The 17,387-nt window shown below is 69.9% G+C and carries 9 protein-coding genes and 1 pseudogene; 7 read left to right on the forward strand and 3 right to left on the reverse strand.

Annotated features, from left to right (window positions below; genetic code table 11):
- Positions 1-148: 148 nt before the first annotated feature.
- Complete coding sequence (locus O3Q52_RS14365; RefSeq protein ID WP_269649169.1) at positions 149-373, forward strand: hypothetical protein; 225 nt, start codon at positions 149-151, stop codon at positions 371-373.
- A 91-nt stretch (positions 374-464) separates the two neighbouring features.
- Here O3Q52_RS14365 and O3Q52_RS14370 read toward each other — a convergent pair whose 3' ends face one another.
- Genes O3Q52_RS14370 through O3Q52_RS14380 form a run of 3 tightly spaced genes read right to left on the reverse strand, consistent with a single transcriptional unit; the run spans position 465 to position 1,567 of the window.
- On the reverse strand, positions 465-755 hold the full coding sequence (locus tag O3Q52_RS14370) for a hypothetical protein (protein WP_269649170.1): 291 nt from the start codon (positions 753-755) through the stop codon (positions 465-467).
- Positions 752-1,129 carry a hypothetical protein gene (locus O3Q52_RS14375; protein WP_269649171.1) on the reverse strand — a complete coding sequence of 126 codons (378 nt, stop codon included), beginning with the start codon at positions 1,127-1,129 and terminating at the stop codon, positions 752-754. Before O3Q52_RS14375 ends, O3Q52_RS14370 begins: the two co-directional genes overlap by 4 nt.
- Positions 1,130-1,156: 27 nt before the next feature.
- Positions 1,157-1,567, reverse strand: a complete 411-nt coding sequence (locus O3Q52_RS14380; RefSeq protein WP_269649172.1) for a hypothetical protein — start codon at positions 1,565-1,567, stop codon at positions 1,157-1,159.
- Between the two features lie 336 nt (positions 1,568-1,903).
- Between O3Q52_RS14380 and O3Q52_RS14385 the strand changes: the two genes are divergently transcribed.
- The 6 genes and pseudogenes from O3Q52_RS14385 to O3Q52_RS14410 form a co-directional block, all read left to right on the forward strand.
- Positions 1,904-6,112: a protein kinase gene (locus O3Q52_RS14385; protein ID WP_269649173.1), complete on the forward strand. Its 4,209-nt coding sequence runs from the start codon at positions 1,904-1,906 to the stop codon at positions 6,110-6,112.
- Entirely contained in the window at positions 6,112-7,809 is a 1,698-nt protein-coding gene (locus O3Q52_RS14390; protein WP_269649174.1) for a hypothetical protein, read from the forward strand. Before O3Q52_RS14385 ends, O3Q52_RS14390 begins: the two co-directional genes overlap by 1 nt.
- Positions 7,810-7,813: 4 nt before the next feature.
- Positions 7,814-13,327: a hypothetical protein gene (locus O3Q52_RS14395; RefSeq protein WP_269649175.1), complete on the forward strand. Its 5,514-nt coding sequence runs from the start codon at positions 7,814-7,816 to the stop codon at positions 13,325-13,327.
- A 208-nt stretch (positions 13,328-13,535) separates the two neighbouring features.
- The gene (locus tag O3Q52_RS14400; protein ID WP_269649176.1) at positions 13,536-15,089 is read left to right on the forward strand and encodes a TIGR02677 family protein; all 1,554 of its coding nucleotides are present in this window, start codon (positions 13,536-13,538) and stop codon (positions 15,087-15,089) included.
- 13 nt (positions 15,090-15,102) lie between these two features.
- Positions 15,103-16,527 (forward strand): TIGR02678 family protein, encoded by a 1,425-nt coding sequence (locus O3Q52_RS14405; protein WP_269649177.1) that lies wholly within the window; start codon positions 15,103-15,105, stop codon positions 16,525-16,527.
- Positions 16,524-17,387 (forward strand): annotated as a pseudogene (locus O3Q52_RS14410) (TIGR02680 family protein); the annotation flags it as partial. The gene O3Q52_RS14405 and the pseudogene O3Q52_RS14410, both read left to right, overlap by 4 nt.

Below are 17,387 nucleotides of genomic sequence, written 5' to 3' on the forward strand. Positions count from 1 at the left end.
TTGACCGTCCACGGCCACCGACCTCCATCAGGTCGCCGAGGTCATCAAGACGTATGCGGCAGATCCGTGCCTTCTGCGATCCTGAGTTCGAAGACGCGCTCCAAGAGGGGATCGACCTCGTCACCGAGATCAAGGAGGGCAACCAGGAGTGAACCGGGCTGTTGTCGTCATCACGGCCTCGGCGGCAAAACGCCTTCAGGCCCTCGGTCCCGTTGCCCAGCAGGCCGCCGAAGAACTGCGAGGAGAGTTGGAGGAGAATCCCAAGCTGGGAATCCAGCGCGGCACGGTGCAGGGTGACGGCGGCACGGTCGTCTATCGGACCCGGCTCGAACCACGTGAGGACATGCCGGGCCTGACCCTCGTGTACGCGTAGGCGCCACGGCCGTATCCGCCGGCCGCCGCGAGCATCACCGTCACCCCCGACGGCGTGGACGACGAGTCGCGGCAGGTGTAGGGCGTTCGGGTCAGAGCAGGTGTGGGGGCGGCACGATCAGCACTACGAACAGGACCCTTGGGCGGACGTTCGGGAGCGCCTGGATCTCGAACCAGCCGCCGCAGGGCAAAGTGTGGCGGCGGGCGCTTCCTCCGGTCTTCTCGCCGAGTTCGTTGGGATCGATGCCGAGGTTGGCGATTTCGGTGATCTCGTCGGCGAGGGTCATGACCTCATCGCGAACGATCTTGGGGTACGACTCCTGGTTCTCCGCTTGGAAGGCGTAGTCCCAGAACCAGCGGTTCGGGTCGTTCGAGTCGATCACTGGGCCGCGCCCTCGGCGACGGCGCGAATTCCGGCCTCGGTGGCGGCGGCGCCGCGGATTCGGCTGATCTCGGCGGCGATGCTGCGGGCCGTCGTGATGTCGGCGGTTGTGGCGGCGTGGCCTTCGAGTTCGCGGAGGTGGGCGGCGGTGGCGGGGTGTCGTTCGATGGCTACCTCGATCGCCCACGCCTCCGCGAAGGTGCGCAGGGGCGCGGCGGAAACCCCCGATCGGGCGCGGTCGGTGGCCTTCGCGCGGTCTGAGTCGAACTCGGCGATGCGGCCGGGGTTGAGCTGCGCGAGGGCGGCGCGCAGTTCTTCGGGGCGGGCCGGGGGCTGGGGTACGGGTGTGGGGCCGTATTCGTGGGCGGTGGTCATGAGCGGCGGCTCCTTTCGTGGCGGCGGTCAGGCGGCGGAGCGGATTCCGGACTCGGCTTCTGTTTGGGGGGCAGCGGTCCTGGGGTCCGCCGGGTTGGGGATGACGGACATGGTGATGGACAGGCGCCCTTCGACAACGGCGCCGATGATCTTGCTGACGAGGGTGGCCATGTTGGCGTAACGGCCGTCGTCCTGCCGCTTGCTTTCGGCCCGCTGCCATACCGCCCCGCTGATGCGCATGTTGACCTGCTTGCGGTCGGTGCGGGGGTCGATGTCGTCGATGACCGCCAGCGGGATGAGGCCGCGGGCGTAGGAGTCGAGGGCCAGCTCAAGGGCGCGGGGACCGGTCAGTTCGAGGGGCTCCACGGTCTCGATGAACTGTGCCCATGTGTGAGGGCTGATGTAGGGCTTCTGCGGGCTGCGAGGTGGCGTCGGCATGGCGGGCTCCTCTGTCGGCTGCGCAGAGAGCGTAAGGTGCGTTTGTATCTAGCCGCAACCTTGGCCGCACCATGCGGGGATGTGCGCGTGCTGAAGCGGATCGCCGACCTCGACCACGGGCGGCCCGGAAAGCGGGCGATGCCCCAGCACAGGGCGACCACCGCTGTGTGATCCGACGTCGTACCGCTGTCGGCCTGGCCGACAATCACCCTATCGAGTCGGGAGCGCCTGAATTTGCCGATGGCCTGGGACTAAAGTGACTCGCGCACATGGCGGTGCGGTGCACATCACACCCGCACCCGCTTGACCAGCAGGGACGGGGGCCGGGGGCGGCGCATGGCAAGGATCATCAGGGTCGGCGAACCCGTCAACGACGCCGAGAGCATGGTGCTGCGGCACCTGCGGGACAAGGCTCCGGCCGACTGGACCGTGATCCACAACTTCGAGATCGTCCGGCATCGGCAGACCTTCGAGATCGATCTCGCGATCCTCACCGACCGGGCCTGCTACATCGCCGACACCAAGGGCACCCACGGCCGCATCGAGGTGCACGGGCCGCGGTGGTTCCCGGAGGGACGCCAGCCGTACCCGAGTCCGGTGCGCAAGGTGCGCGAGCACGCCAAGACGGTGGCGAGCCTGCTCCGCCAGTCGCGCGCTTCACAACAGATGGGCTCGGTGTGGTGCGAGGAGCTGGTGATCCTCCCGTACGACGACTCGCAGTTGGTCGACGCGGACGGCAAGGACGAGAAGAGCACCGTCCTGCTGAAGGACCTGGTGCCCTTCCTCCAGGGGCATCAGCCGTCCAACGGCCGGCCCGTACTGCCCATCACCCCCCTGCACGAGGACATCGCGCGGGCCCTGGGCGCGGTGTACCGACCCCCGTCCGGGCCGCGGCGGTTCGGGATCTACGAGGCCAAGGAGACACTGGCCGAGACGGGCGGCGAGGCGGCGGACGACGCGGACCGGGTGTCGGTGTACCGGGCCGTGCGGTCCGACCAGCCGAACACGGGGACGTACCTGGTCCAGGTGCACACCGTGGACCCGCTGCTGCCGGAGGAGGAGCACACCCGGGCCCGGGAGAAGATCGGCAATCCGCTGCAGGCGCTCAACAAACTGCCGCCCAGCCGCAACATCGTGCCGTGCGTCGACGTCGTCCAGCTGGAGGACGAGAGCGGGTACGCGGTGGTCCTCAAGGACGTGCACGCGGAGGCGCTGCGCGTGCGGATGGGCGCGGGCGGGGCCGCCGTCGGCCGCGCCGTGCTCGGCGCGGACGCCAAGCGCCGGGTGGTGTCCGGGGTGCTGTCGGGGCTCGCGACGGCGCACAGCTACCGGGTGGTGCACCGCAATCTCACCCCGGACACGGTGCTGGTGGACCGCAACGGCACCGCCATGATCACCGGCTTCGACTACGCCCACACCGGGCAGCGCCGGGCGGGCACGGTGGTGATGGACGCGTACGCGCGCCATGACGCCGCCTACCTGGCGCCGGAATGCCTGCAGGGGCCGCAGGGATTCGGGACGGCGTCGGACGTCTATGCCGCCGGAGTCCTCTTCCACGAGCTCTACACCGGTGAACTGCCCGCGGTGACCGGCGGAAACCGGATTGTCGACAGCTTCGGTGAAACGGACGGGGTCGACTCCGGGATCCGGGACCTGATCCGACGCCTGCTCGACGCCGACCCGGCGCGGCGGCCCGACGCGCGGACGGCCGTCGCCGAGCTGGAGCAGTTGCTTCGGGCGGGCTCGGGCGGGGCCGGACGCGGCCGGGGGACGGGGCCTCAGGCGCCTCCCGGGGAGCCCGACGAACCCTTCGACTGGAACAGCCCGACCAGCTTCTACGACCTGCCGGCGGGCTTCCGGCTCACCGAGAAGTTCCATGTCCGCAAGGAGCTCGGCCGGGGCAGCTTCGGTGTGGTCTACCAGGTGTTCAACACCCTGGACGACACCGACGAGGTCCTGAAGATCATCACCAAGGACCGGGAGTCGGTCGAGACCCGGCTGAAACTCGAGTACCGCATCCTGCGCCAGCTGCCACCGCACCCGAACCTGGTCAAGGTCATCGACGCCGACTGGCTGCCCAAGGGCGGATTTCCCTATCTGCGCCTGGAGTTCGCCGAAGGGCATGACCTCCAGGCCGTGTCCGGCCGGGAGCGCCGGCTCGGCGCCGCCGATGTGAAACGGTTGCTGGAGGACTGCCTCAGCGGGCTCGGACACCTCCACGAGCACGGCGTCTACCACTGCGACATCAAGCCCAGCAACCTGCTGTGGACGCCCGAGGGCACCAGGCTGCTGGACTTCAACGCCGCGGTCTCGGTGGATTCCACCCTCACCCCCACCCTCGGCTCACCGCGCTACTACGCCCCGGACGCCGTCCACCGGCAGCGCCCCACCCGCGCGGAACTCGCCGACCTCGATCTGTACGCCCTGGGAATCTCCGCCTACATGGCACTGACCGGGGACTACCCCTGGCCCGGCAAACGGCAGCCGCCCCGCGACGAGCGCGGCCTCGACCCCCGGAAGATCGCCGGCCTCGGTGATCTGAGCCAGGCGTTCGCCGACGTGCTACTGCGGTCGATCGCACCACGCAGGGCCGACCGTTTCGCTGACGCCGAGGCGTTCCTCACCGCCGTACGAGCCATGGGCGAGGTGAGGATCGCACCGGCCGACCCACACAGTGGCCTCGCGTATGCCCTGCCAGCCGTGTCCCTTGTGCCACAGACAGCCAACACCAACTCCTTCGTCAGCCACCTCCAGACGCTGTACAGCCAGAGCACCCGCACCAACGCGGGAACGCGCGGGCTCGACCCGGCGGAATTCCCGCTCTATGTGGCCACGGCCCTCGACACCCGGTTGCGCGCCGCTGTCCTGGCCGGGGAACACCGGCTGGTCGTCATCACCGGCAACGCGGGGGACGGCAAGACGGCGTTCCTGGAACAGCTCGTCGTCGAGGCGGTCAAGCGAGGAGCGACCCGAGGGGAGAAACGGGTCAACGGCGACGACTTCGTCTTCCAGGGCCGGACCTTCCGTACCAACCACGACGGCAGCCAGGACGAGGGCGAGCAGGACAACGACGCCGTGCTCGACGCCTTCCTCGCCCCCTACAAGGGCGCGGACCCGGACGCCTGGCCGGATGGAGAGACCCGCCTGATCGCCATCAACGAAGGGCGCCTCGTCGACTTCGTCACCGAGCACGACGACACCTATCCGTTGCTGGCCGGGACCATCCGCGCGGGACTGGGATCCGGAGCGGCCGCCCACGGCGTCGCGGTGGTCAACCTCAACGCCCGGGACGTGGTCGCCGATCCCGGGGGCGCCGGAGAGTCGATCCTGCACCACATGATCGGCGTGATGACGGACGCCAAGCACTGGGCCGCCTGTTCCTCCTGCGATCTCGCGCCCCGCTGCTACGCCCGGCACAACGCGCAGACCTTTGCCCACCCGGCAGCCGGACCCCAGGTCACCGAGCGACTGGCGTCGCTGTACCGCATGACCCATCTGCGCGGGCGGCTGCACATCACCCTGCGCGACCTGCGGTCCGCTCTCGCCTACACGCTCACCTCTGGCCGGGACTGCGCACAGATCCACGAGCTCTACGAGCGGCCGGACAGCGTCCAGGAACGCCTGGACGGCTTCTACTTCACCAGCTGGGCGGGCCTGCACACGGACGGCGGGGGTGAACCGGACCGGCTGCTCGGCCAGTTGCGCGAGCTGGACATCGCCACGGTCCCGGACCCGCAACTGGACCGCAAACTGGACTATGTGGGGCCGGAAGGCGGCCACAGCCTGGTCGCCGTCGACCAGCGCGGCGACCACGACGCCGAGCTGCTGAGAGACCGCTTCGCCGCGCTGCCGCGCACCCCGTCGGCCGACGTACGGGCGGCCGCCGCGCACCGGGCCTACCTCGCGGCCGCCCGGCGGCGCTTCTACTTCGAAAGTCTCGACGACGGTCGCTGGAAGAGCATGCTCAGCTATCACGCGGGCGGCCGGTTCCTGGACCTGCTCACCGGCGGCGAGCCGGGCCCCGCCGAGCTGGAGCGGATCATCGAGGCCGTCAACCGGGGCGAGGGGCTGCCCGGCGCGGCCCTGGACGGCCGGCCCGCGCTCGCGCTCCAGGTCAGAGCGGTCCCCGGCGGGAGCGTCCGCAGCTACCGGCTGTTCCCCGCCGACCGGTTCACGCTAACGATCGGGGTTCCGGCGGCCTCGCCGTATGTGGAGACCAGTTCCCGTGAACTGATCGTGCGCTACGAGGACCCCGACGGGGCGCGGCGGCACAGCGCCGAACTCGTGGTCAGGCTCGACCTGTACGAGCTGCTGATCAGGCTCCACACCGGTTACCAGCCGGGCGTCGAGGACCGGCAGGGACAGAATCTGGCGCTCACGGTGTTCAAGAACGCGCTGTCGGCCACCCCGTACCAGGAGGTGCTGCTGACGGCGCCCGGCAGTGTGCCGCACCGGATCAGCCGCCTGGCGGACGGGGCGCTGCGGCTCGCGCCGGTGGAGTCCGGGCACGGCACGGGGACGGGGACGGGGACGGGGAGAGACTGATGGCACTGCGGAAGCGGGACAGTGAATTCCGGCACCTGGGCGTGTCGTACCTGGAGTTCAAGCGGGTCGAGATGGACCGGGTGCTCACCGGGTTCCTGATGCGCGTCAACCACAACGGCCAGCCCGGCAAGCTCACCGGGCGGTTCGCCCTCACGAGCGACAAGTTCGTCCAGGAGTTCCTGGACGAGAAGTACGCCGACCGGTTCCAGGGTTTCGGCGACTCCCCGGAAATGGCCCGCCGCTGGATCGAGACACAGCTCCTGGACATGGTCAACCGGGGCAAACCCAGCCAGGCGGTCGCGGGACTGCGCCCGCTGCACGGCCTGACGTACAAATTCCGTAATTACTACCATTCCCGGGCCTACGGGGCCGACGCGCAGCTGTACGAGATGCTGAGGCACGCCCGTGGCGGCCGGGGCGGCCTCGCCCTGGACGGGATCCGGGGCTTCTTCTTCAACGGTCTGGACCCCGCGCTCGGGACGGCGCTGCCCGGCGGCAGCCTCGATGTCGAGACCCAGGCCGTACTTCACCTCAACAGTCAGGTGAAGCCGGACACCCCGCAGACCGTGAAGGGCTGGTACTCCGCCCCGCCGCTGTGCGTGGGACAGTCCGACCTGCTCGCCGACGACGTGCTGCGGCTGCTGTCCCTGCGTGATCTGCTGCCGCGCATCGTGATGGTCGAGTATCTGAAGATCCTCTTCGCCTTCCACCTGGCCCTGGGGCAGATGAAGACGATGAAGCTGCTGCCGTCCTTCGTGGAACGGTCCGGCCCCGAGCCCGGCTGCGGGCCGGAGAACTGCCCCGCCGGTCCTGATCAAGGGCGTGATGCCTTCGGAACCTGCCCTTTCCAGGTCGGACTGTTCGCGGACGCGGCCGGGGTGCCCGGCTCACCGGCCGCCGCCCTCGCCGAGCGGAGCGCGGAGGTGTGGCTGCGGCGCATCCCCGGCTTCGTCCGCGCCGGGTACGTGGTGCGCAAACTCGGTGAGTTCGCCGAGCACATGGCCGGTCGTGGCGAGATCGCCAAGCCGGCGGGCGGCTACTTCACCGTTGCCGAGGTGCTGCGGTACGGGGGCAAGGACTACAAGGAGCGGCGTGAGCAGTTCTTCGCCGCCAGGATGGACGCGCTCCTCGACGAGACACCCGTCGACGAACAGCCCGAAGAGGTACGGCCGTTGCTCGACGCCGCGATGGGACTCGGCTTCTTCGAGCAGTACATCGAACTGCTGATGGCCTACCGGGGCAAATACCACAACGACTACATCATCGACACCATCGACTCGCTGCTGCTCAAGAACCGGCAAGGTGCGGTCATCGCCCAGCCCTACCGGGGCCGCCGCCGCTTCGTCCTGGACAGCGCCCTGCTGGAAGTGCTCGTGCAGATCGCACTGCTGAGGCCCAACCCGCGTGGCACCAGGTCCCGTTTCATGTATCACACGGTGTCCCTTCGGCTGGACGAGTTCATGGACATCCTGCGGACTCGCTACGGCTTGTACGTGAACCAGCTGCCCGTGGCCGACGGCTTCGCGTCCCCGGGCTTCGAGGAGCAGACGGCGCTGCGGTCCAACGCCGAGGCGTTCACCACCCGGATGCGGGAGATCGGCTTCTACAACGACCTGTCCGACGCCTACCTCACCCAGGTGATCACGCCCAGATTCGTGATCTCCGAGGACGGCACAGTGACGGCGGGCGGAAGGTAACGGCATGGCACGCGGACTGAACGAGATCAGCGAGGCCCAGTGGCGCGACGCCCTGGAGCACGCTCTGCTGCCGAGGCTCGCCGCCGTACTGCGCGGCCGGGAGGCCGGGCACTGCATGCGGCTCGGTGACCTCGGCGCCGAACTCGCCGCACGGCTGGTGCGTGGACTGCGCACGACCGTTCCCCACTCCCAGGTGTTCGTCCTGGGCAACGCGGAGACGCACCTGCCCGCGGACGTCGCGGTGACCAGCACCAAACTCGTGGAGCTGCGCAATCCCGACGAGGAGGGCGCACTGCGGCCGCCGCTGCTGGTCTTCGTACCACCCGGGATGCGTGCCAGCGCGGAGGACTCCTTCGGCGTCGCCACCTTCCAGCAGCTGTCCCTGAGCGACGTCCACACGCAGTTGAAGGCATCCCTCCTGCGCGAGGTACCCGACGCGTTGCGCCCGGCCGTCACCGAACTCCTGGAGCGGCTCCGTGCCGAGGACTGGCCCGCCGCGAACGGTCAGGCGGTCGTCCGCTACCTGCTGACACTGCGGGAGAACGACTTCGACCTCCAGGCGGCGGGAGCGGCGGTCTTCCTGCTCGGACTGATCCCCGACTTCGAACTGTTCAACGACATGACGCTGGTCGCCCGTAAGGCGGACCGCAACCGCCGCAGCGTGGCACGGCTCACGGAATCAGCGGCCACCGACCGTCAGCGGATCCTCGCTCTCGGCCTGCCCCAGAACTCCCGGGCGCACCAGGCGTTCGTGCGCCGCCTGGTCGAGTTCGCCGCGGACGCGGGCCTGGACGAGCCGTCGCGCTGGTGCAGGGCCATCGCCGTAGACGAGGAGAACTGGCCGCTCGCCTTCCACCTGTGGCCGCAGGAGAACGCGCCCGGCGACGAAACGGTGGGCATCGAGGTCCAGGACCTCTCCGTGCTGCCCAAGGCCGGCCAGAACCAGGACGATCTGCGTAACCACCCTGCCCTGGAACGGCTCTTCGGGGCGCAGTATCTGCTGCCCGGCGGGCTCAGCTCGCTGCCCGTGGCCTTTACCGTCGAGCCGGACGCTCGTCACATCCCCGGGCTCGACCGATTCGCCGTACAGATCTATGCCGAGTCCGAGACCGACGGCGACAACGGGACCACCACCGCCAGTCCCACCGGCTTCACCGCGACCGTGTCCGTGACCAGGACCGCCAAGACGCTCTACAAATCGAGTGTGAAACTGAAGAAGGGGCGCAAGGCCGACTGGGAGGAAGGCTGGCACTTCGTCAGGGTCACCCCGTTGGACACCAACGGCGACCCCATGCCGGTCGTGGGCGCGGAGGGCACGCAACGGCCGCACGAGAGCGACCGCTTCTACGTCGTCCCCGAGGGCGAGTTCGACGACCCGCCGGTCCGTCGGTCCCAGCACGCGCCCGGCCTGGCTCAGGCACTCAACAAGCTGCGCTTCACCGCCCGGGCCGAGGGCCGCGACCCCTCACGGGTCACCTGCCGCGACATCGGCTGGGGTGCCAAGACCGCGAAGACCTGGCCCCTGAAAGCGTCGTTCGGCGCGGCCGGGTCCATCACCATCGACCTGCCCATTCCGCTGGCCGAGGCCGAAGAACGCATGCTGGCCAGGCCGTACGCTCTCGAAGGGCCTCGCCTCACGGTCGACGCCACCGGAGTCGCACTACTGGGTGACGACGAGACGCCCGCTGTCACGGCCGAGCCCGACAGCGATTTCGACAACTACCTCCAGGCCCGGGCGGTGCTGTTCGCCGTCGTGCGGGACGACACCGAGGACACGGCGCCCCTGGTGGTCGAGGCGACCGACCCGCGGACCGTGCGCAAGGAAACCGAGGCGTACGCCGAGGCATACCTCAGGGCGGTGAACCGGTGCGTCCGCTCCCTGGAGAACGCGCACTCGGGCGGTGCCGACCGCGACCGCGCAGAACTGGCCCTGCTGCTGCGCACCGACACGCTCCAGGTGGACCTGACCGATGTACGGGGCGGCCGGCGCCGGGTCGTCCTCGTCGCCCCGACCCATCCGCTGCGGATGCTCTGGTGGAGCGGACAGGCAGCCCTGGCCGACCACTGGCTCGACCGACTCGCCGATGAGGACCGGGCCACCGTCCTGGAGCGCTTGCACAGCCTGAGCACGTCGCTGGTGCCGCTGGGCTTCCCCCTGGTCGTGCCCCTGGCCACCGGCGAACTGACCTTCGCGGGCGGACAGCTCACCGACTACTGGCAGGTTTGCCTGCCGAGCGAGACCGCCGATCCCCGGGGGACGGTGTCCCTGCTTGCCGCGTCGGTCGGCGCCGCTGACGACGCGGCGGCCTCCGGCATGGTCACCGGTGGTGACCTCGCCGACCGGATCGAACGCTATGTCCGACTCCATCCGTACGTCGACAGCCTCGTCATCAACGCCCTGGGAGCCGGCCGCGGGGACCTGCTCGCCGCGATGCTGACCGAGCTGCAGAGCCGCAAGCACCTGGCCCACCTGCGTTTCACCATCAGGCTGTTCTCGGACACCCCGACCGAACCCTGGGTCGGTGAAGCACTGACCGACCTGTTCTCGCCCGGGTCAGGGCCCCGGTCCGTAGCCGCCGAGGCATTTGCCACGCCGGGCGACCCGCTCCGGCCAAAACTCGCCGTCGTCGTACGTCACGCGGCAGACCTTCGCCGGCGCGCCGGGGAGTTCCCGGCTCACCTCAGCATCCTGTTCGATCCGTTCGGAGGGGAGCAGTACGACATCGCGCCGGGTGTCACCACCACGGGCCGTGTCGCCGCCCATGGCCTCGTCCAGGAACTCTCCAGCGCCTACGCCGAGGAAGAGGAGTACGTGGCGTGGAGCCGTCAGCCGCGTCACGGCGCGACCGACCCGCTGGAGGGGGCCGAGGAGACCGGTGATCTGCTGGCCGCACTGCCTCAGGCGCTCTCGGCCGCCGTTGTCGCCGCCACGTCCGGCGAGCCGCGCCCCGGGTATCTGCCGCAGATCACCCTGCGGCTGTCGCCCGATGACCGGGCACTGCTGCACGACGTTCACCACGCCAGTGACTGGGTCGTCACCGTGGACCGGACCCTCGGCGTCGAGTACTTCGACCACGGCCGTGCCGACCGGCCCGAATACGTCATCGACTACTCGGCCACGTCCCAGACCGGTATGGGACACCACATCGTGGTCTCCTCCCGCTCGGTCGACGAGCTGCGCGCCCTGATCGGCCCGGTCCTGGCGGACCGGAATCTGGACATCGAGGAGCGCCATGTGGCGACCTTCTTCGACCAGTTGCGGGAGTTGTCCGGCAGTTTCGCCTTCAAACTCGCCGCTCTCGGTGAGAGCAGCCACAGCGAAGTCCTCGGCCTGGCCCTGGCGCGCCTGTACCTCGGATACCAGGGCGCTCTGGAGAACCAGATCCTGATCCCGCTCGACGCGCACACCGATCTGTACGGCGAAGACCGTCGTCGTGCCACGGCCGGCGACGCGATGGTCCGGCTGCACCGGACCGACCTGGCGCTGTTCGACCTCGACGCGGCGCGCAGGACCGTGGTGTGCAGGCTGGTCGAGGTGAAATGCTTCACCGGGGCGGGTGGTCTCGGGGCGTACGAGACGAAGAAGAAGCAGATCAGTCAGCAGGTCGACGGAAGCCGGCGAGTCCTGGCCGCGCAGTTCGACCCCGCAGTCGAGCGCACCGACCGCCCATTGCAGAACCTCACCCTGCGCTCTCTGCTGGGCTACTACCTCGCCCGCGCGAACCGGTACGGACTCTTCGACGACAAGGGGTATGCCGAAGCGCACTGGCTGCTGGACCACCTCGATCACGGCTACTCGCTGGAGTTCGCCAGGACAGGGCTGATCTTCGATCTGGGCCAGGCCGGTACTGACGTCGAGACCGACGGCGGCGTCACTTTCCACCGGGTCGGGAAGGACGGGGTCAAGCGGCTGCTTGAGGCCATCGAGACCGAATACCTCGGCGGCCGGGTGCACAGCTCGCCGAAGCAGCTCTCGATCGCCGATCTCGGTATCGAGCACGGTCAGGCCGCGCGGAGTCTGCGTCCCCAGGAGCGGACCCGTGAAGTACCCGACGAGCCTGCTCCCCTGCAGGCCGTGGTCGACTACACCCCGGAGCCGGAGCCGGAGCCGGAGCCGGAGCCGCAGTCGCCGCCGGCTCCGGAGGACGCCCGACGCGCAGTCGTTGACGAGCTTCCCCAGCGGCCTCCGGAGGAGCCTGCCCGGCTTGACACGGCAGCGGACGCGCCCCCGGCGTCCGCGTCGGTACATCCGCCGCGGGACGAGCACGCGTGGGTCGAGCCGCGTGCCGCTGAGCAGACGGCGGACGCCGGGGACGGCCCCGTGAACGCGGACGTGTTCCTCGGCGCGTCTCACCAGACGCAGCAGTACGGCCTGCTCGGTATGACCGCGGGACGAAAGGTGGCCCTGGACCTCAACGAGACCCACACCATCAGCCTGTTCGGTGTCCAGGGAGGAGGCAAGAGCTACACCCTCGGCTCAATCCTGGAGATGGCCAGCCTTCCCGCGCCGGGCGTCAACCAGCTCTCCCATCCGCTGGCCAGCATCGTCTTCCACTACAGCGACACCCAGGACTACGCGCCGGAGTTCACCAGCATGACCAGGGCCAACAGCGAGGCGGAACAGGTTGCCGCACTCCGCGCCCGCTACGGCGCGGAGCCTGCCGCGCTGTCCGACGTCCTACTGCTGGCCCCCGCCGACAAAGTGGAGGAACGGAAGGCGGAGTATCCGGACCTGGAGGTACGCCCTCTCGCGTTCGGATCTTCGGAGCTTCAGGCAGCGCACTGGCGGTTCCTGATGGGGGCCATCGGCAACCAGGCCATCTACATCCGTCAGCTCGGGCGGATCATGAAGGCTCACCGCAACGACCTCACCCTGGAGGCTATCCGCCAGGGTGTGGACGAGTCGTCGCTGTCCGATTCGCTCAAGCAGCTGGCATTCCAGCGACTGGACCTGGCCGCCGACTACATCGACGACAGTGTCCGTCTCAAAGACCTGGTCCGGCCAGGTCGGCTGATCATTGTGGACCTGCGTGACGAGTACATCGACAAGGATGAGGCGCTCGGCCTGTTCGTCGTCCTGATGCAGCTCTTCGCCGACGCCAGGCAGGATGGCGAGCCCTTCAACAAGCTGGTCGTCTTCGACGAAGCCCATAAATACATTCACAGTCCGGATCTCGTGGACGGCCTTGTGGCGAGCGTCCGGGAAATGCGCCACAAGGGGATGTCCATCTTGGTGGCCAGCCAGGATCCACCCTCCGTGCCCATCTCTCTGATCGAGTTGTCCAACCACATGGTGCTGCACAAATTCACGTCGCCGGCGTGGCTCAAGCACCTGCAGAAAGCAAATGCGGCGCTGTCCGGCCTCACACCGGAGAAGATGGCGGGGCTGAAGCCAGGTGAGGCATTCGTCTGGTCGAGCAAAGCCACGGATGACGCTTTCACTCGGGGTGCCGTGAAGATCCAGTGTCGTCCTCGGGTCACCCAGCACGGAGGCGCGACGAAAGTGGCGGTCACATAGATCGACCGCGCCCTTTCGCACGTCCAGTAGACGTCGAGGGGAAGCCCTGTCCACCGCGGGACGGGAGAGGGGCGCAAAATAGCACAGGGTGTGTGAGCCCGAGAGCGGGTTACCCGCACGGCTACGAGTGCGGCAGACTGGTGCGGAGCACCGGCTGTCCCGCCGGGACGAGCACGCGACCAGCCGCAGCAAGGAAGCCGCCAAACCCGTGAGTGACGAGCCCGACGCCCCGGGGTCGGGCCCCGGTGTCCCGACCCCCGTGGACGAGACCGTCTTCGGTATCGACGCGTTCTCCCTCGACGACCGGCTGCGGCTGTTCCACTTCGCCGCCGCCGAGAAGCGTCACGAGTACCTGTGGCTGCTGCGGGCCTTCGACCGCGGACGCGCCAACTACCAGGTACTGCTGCACAACTCGGACGTGGTGGGGCTGCTGGAGCGGCTCGCCGCCGACCATCCCGCCGCGGGCGCCGTCGGCGGTACAGCCAGCGTTCAGCCGTTGCTCGACGCGCTCGCGGAGTGGCAGGTCCTGGACCGGTCGTACGACGGGACGCGCGCCGCGAACCTCGCCGAGTACCGCAACCGGCACTACGTGTACCAGTTCACCCAGGCCGGGTACCGGGCGTACCGGGCCGTGGAGGACGTGCTCGGCGCGAGCCTGGAGGACGCCCAGCTCTCCCGCCTCGTCTTCCCCGACATCCTCGGCGACCTGCGCGCGCTGGCCGAGGCCAACACGGCCGGCGACGGCGAGGAGGTGTACCGCAAGCTCGGCCGTCTCGACTCGGTGCTGAACGAGATGGCGCAGCGTGCCGCCCGTTTCTACCTCATGCTGGGCGACCTGGCGCGCACCAACGACACCCGGCCCGAGGTGTTCCTCGCCCACAAGGACACGCTCCTCGCGCACATGCGGGAGTTCACCGCCGAACTCGGGCGCTACGCCCCGCTGCTCGCCGAGGCGGTCGAGAAGGCCGCGGCCACCGGTGTGGACCGCATGATCGAGTACGCGGCCGAGGCCGACGAGCGGCTCTTCCGCAGCCCCGCCGAGCGCCTGGCGGACTGGCGGCACCGGTGGGACGGCATCGTCCACTGGTTCGCGGAGCGTGAGCACAGCGAGACCGAGCGGCTGCAGGACGCCACCGTCACCGCGATCCGCTCCGTCCTCGCCCTGCTGCGCCGGGTCACCGAGGCGCGCCGGGGCGGGGTGAGCCGGGAGAGCCAACTGCGCCATCTCGCCCAGTGGTTCACCTCCTGCGAGAGCGACGAGGACGCGCACGCCCTGTTCCAGGCGGTCTTCGGGCTCGGGGCGCCGCGTCACATCGCCGTCCCGTACGCCGACCCCGAGCGGATCCCGTCCCGTACGTCCTGGTGGGAGGCCGAGCCGGTCGAACTCGCCCGCACCCTCGTCCAGTCCGGCCGCACCCCCGCCCTGCACGGCCCCGGCCGCATCGAGCGCGACGAGGACCGGCGGGCGCTGCTGCGCGCCGAGCAGCTCAAGGAACAGGCCGAGCGCCGCAGTGCCGCGAACTCCCTCGCGTCGGACGGCGTGTACGGCCGGACGCTCGACGAGCCCGAGACACGCGCCCTGCTTGCCCTGCTGGACGTGACGCTCGCCGCCCGGGTCCCCGCCAGCCGCCTGGTCACCGCCGCCTCCGGCGCCGCCCACGGAGTACGGCTCACCCTTGCCCCCGCCGAGGGCTCCACCACCGTCGACACGGTGCGCGGGCGTCTCCATCTCGACGGGCTGCGCCTGGAGGTCACCGCATGAGCGAGGCCGCCGTATGAGCCGTGTTGCCGAAGGCGTCTCCCCGCTCGAACTCGCCGACTACCAGAAGGCGGTACGGCTCGTACTGCGGCACCCCCTGGTCACGTCCGGGTACCCGGACAGGGCGGCGCTGGCGACCGTGCGCCGCTGGGCCGATCAGCTGCGCACCGACCTGATGGAGGTGCTCGGCCACCGGCTCGTCACCACCGCCGACACCGCCCGCCTCCAGCGTGCCCAGGACGGTCTGGACGCCACCCGCCCGGCCCTCACCCGAGCGGGCCGCCCCTTCGACCGCCGCCGCTACGCCTACCTCGTCCTCACTCTCGCGGCCCTCGGCCGCCACGGCGCGCAGGTGGCGCTGGGTGAACTGGCCGACGCGGTCGCCGCCGACGCCGTACGCATCGACGGGCTCGGCCTCGACACCGCCCGCAAACCCGACCGGGACGCCTTCGTCGACGCCGTCACCTGGCTCACCGAACGCGGCGCGCTCACTCTCGCCGACGGTTCCGCCACCGCCTGGGCAGGCGATCCCGAGCGTGCCGAGGCCCTGTACGACATCGACCGCGAGATCCTCCTCGCCGTCCACCACCCGACCCGCGTGCTCCAGCACCTGACCTCGGTCACCTCGCTCCTCGACTCCTCCGGCGCGCTGGGCCTGTCCGCGGGCCGCGCCGCCCAGCGCCGCGACCAGGCCCGCCGGGCCCCCCGCCTCGTGCTGGAGAACCCGGTCGCGTACTACGCCGACGCAGACAGCGAACTCCTGGGCCAGCTGCGGGCCCCCGCCCTCGCCGAGGACCTGGAGCGGCTGACCGGGCTGACGGTGGAGCGGCGGGCCGAGGGCGTGGCGCTCGTCGACACCTCCGGCAGGCTGTCCGACCTCCGCTTCCCCGGCGGCGGAACCGTCGCGCAGGCCGCGCTGTTGCTCACCGCCCGGATCAGCGCCGCCGTGCAGCGTTCCGGACGGCACGCCCTCGAACTGCTGCCCGCGCCCACGGCCGCCGAACGCCTCGCGGCCCGCGCCCGGCGGATCGACGGCGCGCTGCCGTCGCGTGGGACGGTCACCGAACTCACCGAACTCGCCGAGCCCGATGAGGAGTCGGCGTACGAGACGGTCGTCGACGCGGATCACGAGCCGGGCGAGACCCGGTACCCCTTCGTCACGGACTCCTGGCTCCGGGGCAGGCTCAAGGAGATCATCGGCGAGTACGGCGCGGGCTTCGCCGCCGATCTGCGCGGCGACCCGGACCGGCTGCTCGACCAGGCGCTCGACCTGCTGGCCGCCATGTCGCTGATCGTTCGGGTCGACGGCGGGGCCCTCGCGCTGCCTCTGCTTGCCCGTTACCGAGGGGTCACCGCCCGGGTGAAGACCCGTACGGCCCCCCAACCCCCCGCCCAGACCGCCCTGTTCGACGACGAAACCGCCAAGGACCCCACTCCGTGAGCACTCCCGCTGCCACACCGGCAGCCCGCTACGTCCCCACCCGTGCCGGGATCATCAACCTGTGGGACTACCGGGACGAGGAGTTCTCCTTCGCGGGCGGCTGGCTGGTGCTGCGCGGTCCCAACGGGTCCGGCAAGACCAAGGCGCTGGAGGTGCTGTTCCCGTTCGTCCTCGACGGGCGCATCGACCCCAAGCGGCTCAACCCGTTCGCCGCCGAGGACCGCACGATGAAGTCCAACCTGCTCTTCCGCGGGCAGGACAGCGCGCTCGGCTACGTCTGGATCGAGTTCACCCACCGGGAGACCGGGGAAGCCGTCACCTGCGGCATCGGGCTGCACGCCCAGCGGCACCGCGACACACCCGCCCGGTGGCACTTCGTCGCCGAGGGCCGCGTGGGCGAGGACTTCTCCCTTCTCACCCACGACGACCGGCCGATGACGAGGAAGCAGCTCGCCGCCGAGCTGGGACGCGAGCTGATCGCCTCCACGTCCGACTACCGTGCCGCCGTCGACCAGCGCCTGTTCGGCCTCGGCCGGGAACGGTACGAGCAACTGCTCACCCTGATCCTCACGTTGCGCCGACCGCAGCTCGCCAAGAACCTCGACCCGGCCAAGCTCTCCGACACCCTCACCGCGGGCCTGCGCCCGCTCGACGACGACCTGATCGCCGAGGCGGCCCGCTCCTTCGACGACATGGAGTCCGTGCAGCGCACCCTGGAGGGCCTGGCCGCCGCCGACGACGCCACCCGCGCCTTCCTCGCGAGCTACTCCACCTATCTGCGGGTCCACGCCCGCACCGCCGCGGACCGGCTCACCGCCCGCCGCGCCGAAACCGCCGAACGCGCCGCCGCCCTGCGCACC

The sequence above is a fragment of the Streptomyces sp. ActVer genome, from assembly GCF_027270795.1.
In the GTDB taxonomy this organism is placed as follows: Bacteria; Actinomycetota; Actinomycetes; order Streptomycetales; family Streptomycetaceae; genus Streptomyces; species Streptomyces umbrinus_A.

Bases quoted from the DNA above. Each gene is read 5' to 3' on its own strand.
- O3Q52_RS14375 (WP_269649171.1), bottom strand. From the start codon at position 1,129: ATGACCACCGCCCACGAATACGGCCCCACACCCGTACCCCAGCCCCCG.
- O3Q52_RS14380 (WP_269649172.1), bottom strand. From the start codon at position 1,567: ATGCCGACGCCACCTCGCAGCCCGCAGAAGCCCTACATCAGCCCTCAC.
- O3Q52_RS14385 (WP_269649173.1), top strand. From the start codon at position 1,904: ATGGCAAGGATCATCAGGGTCGGCGAACCCGTCAACGACGCCGAGAGC.
- O3Q52_RS14390 (WP_269649174.1), top strand. From the start codon at position 6,112: ATGGCACTGCGGAAGCGGGACAGTGAATTCCGGCACCTGGGCGTGTCG.
- O3Q52_RS14395 (WP_269649175.1), top strand. From the start codon at position 7,814: ATGGCACGCGGACTGAACGAGATCAGCGAGGCCCAGTGGCGCGACGCC.
- O3Q52_RS14405 (WP_269649177.1), top strand. From the start codon at position 15,103: ATGAGCCGTGTTGCCGAAGGCGTCTCCCCGCTCGAACTCGCCGACTAC.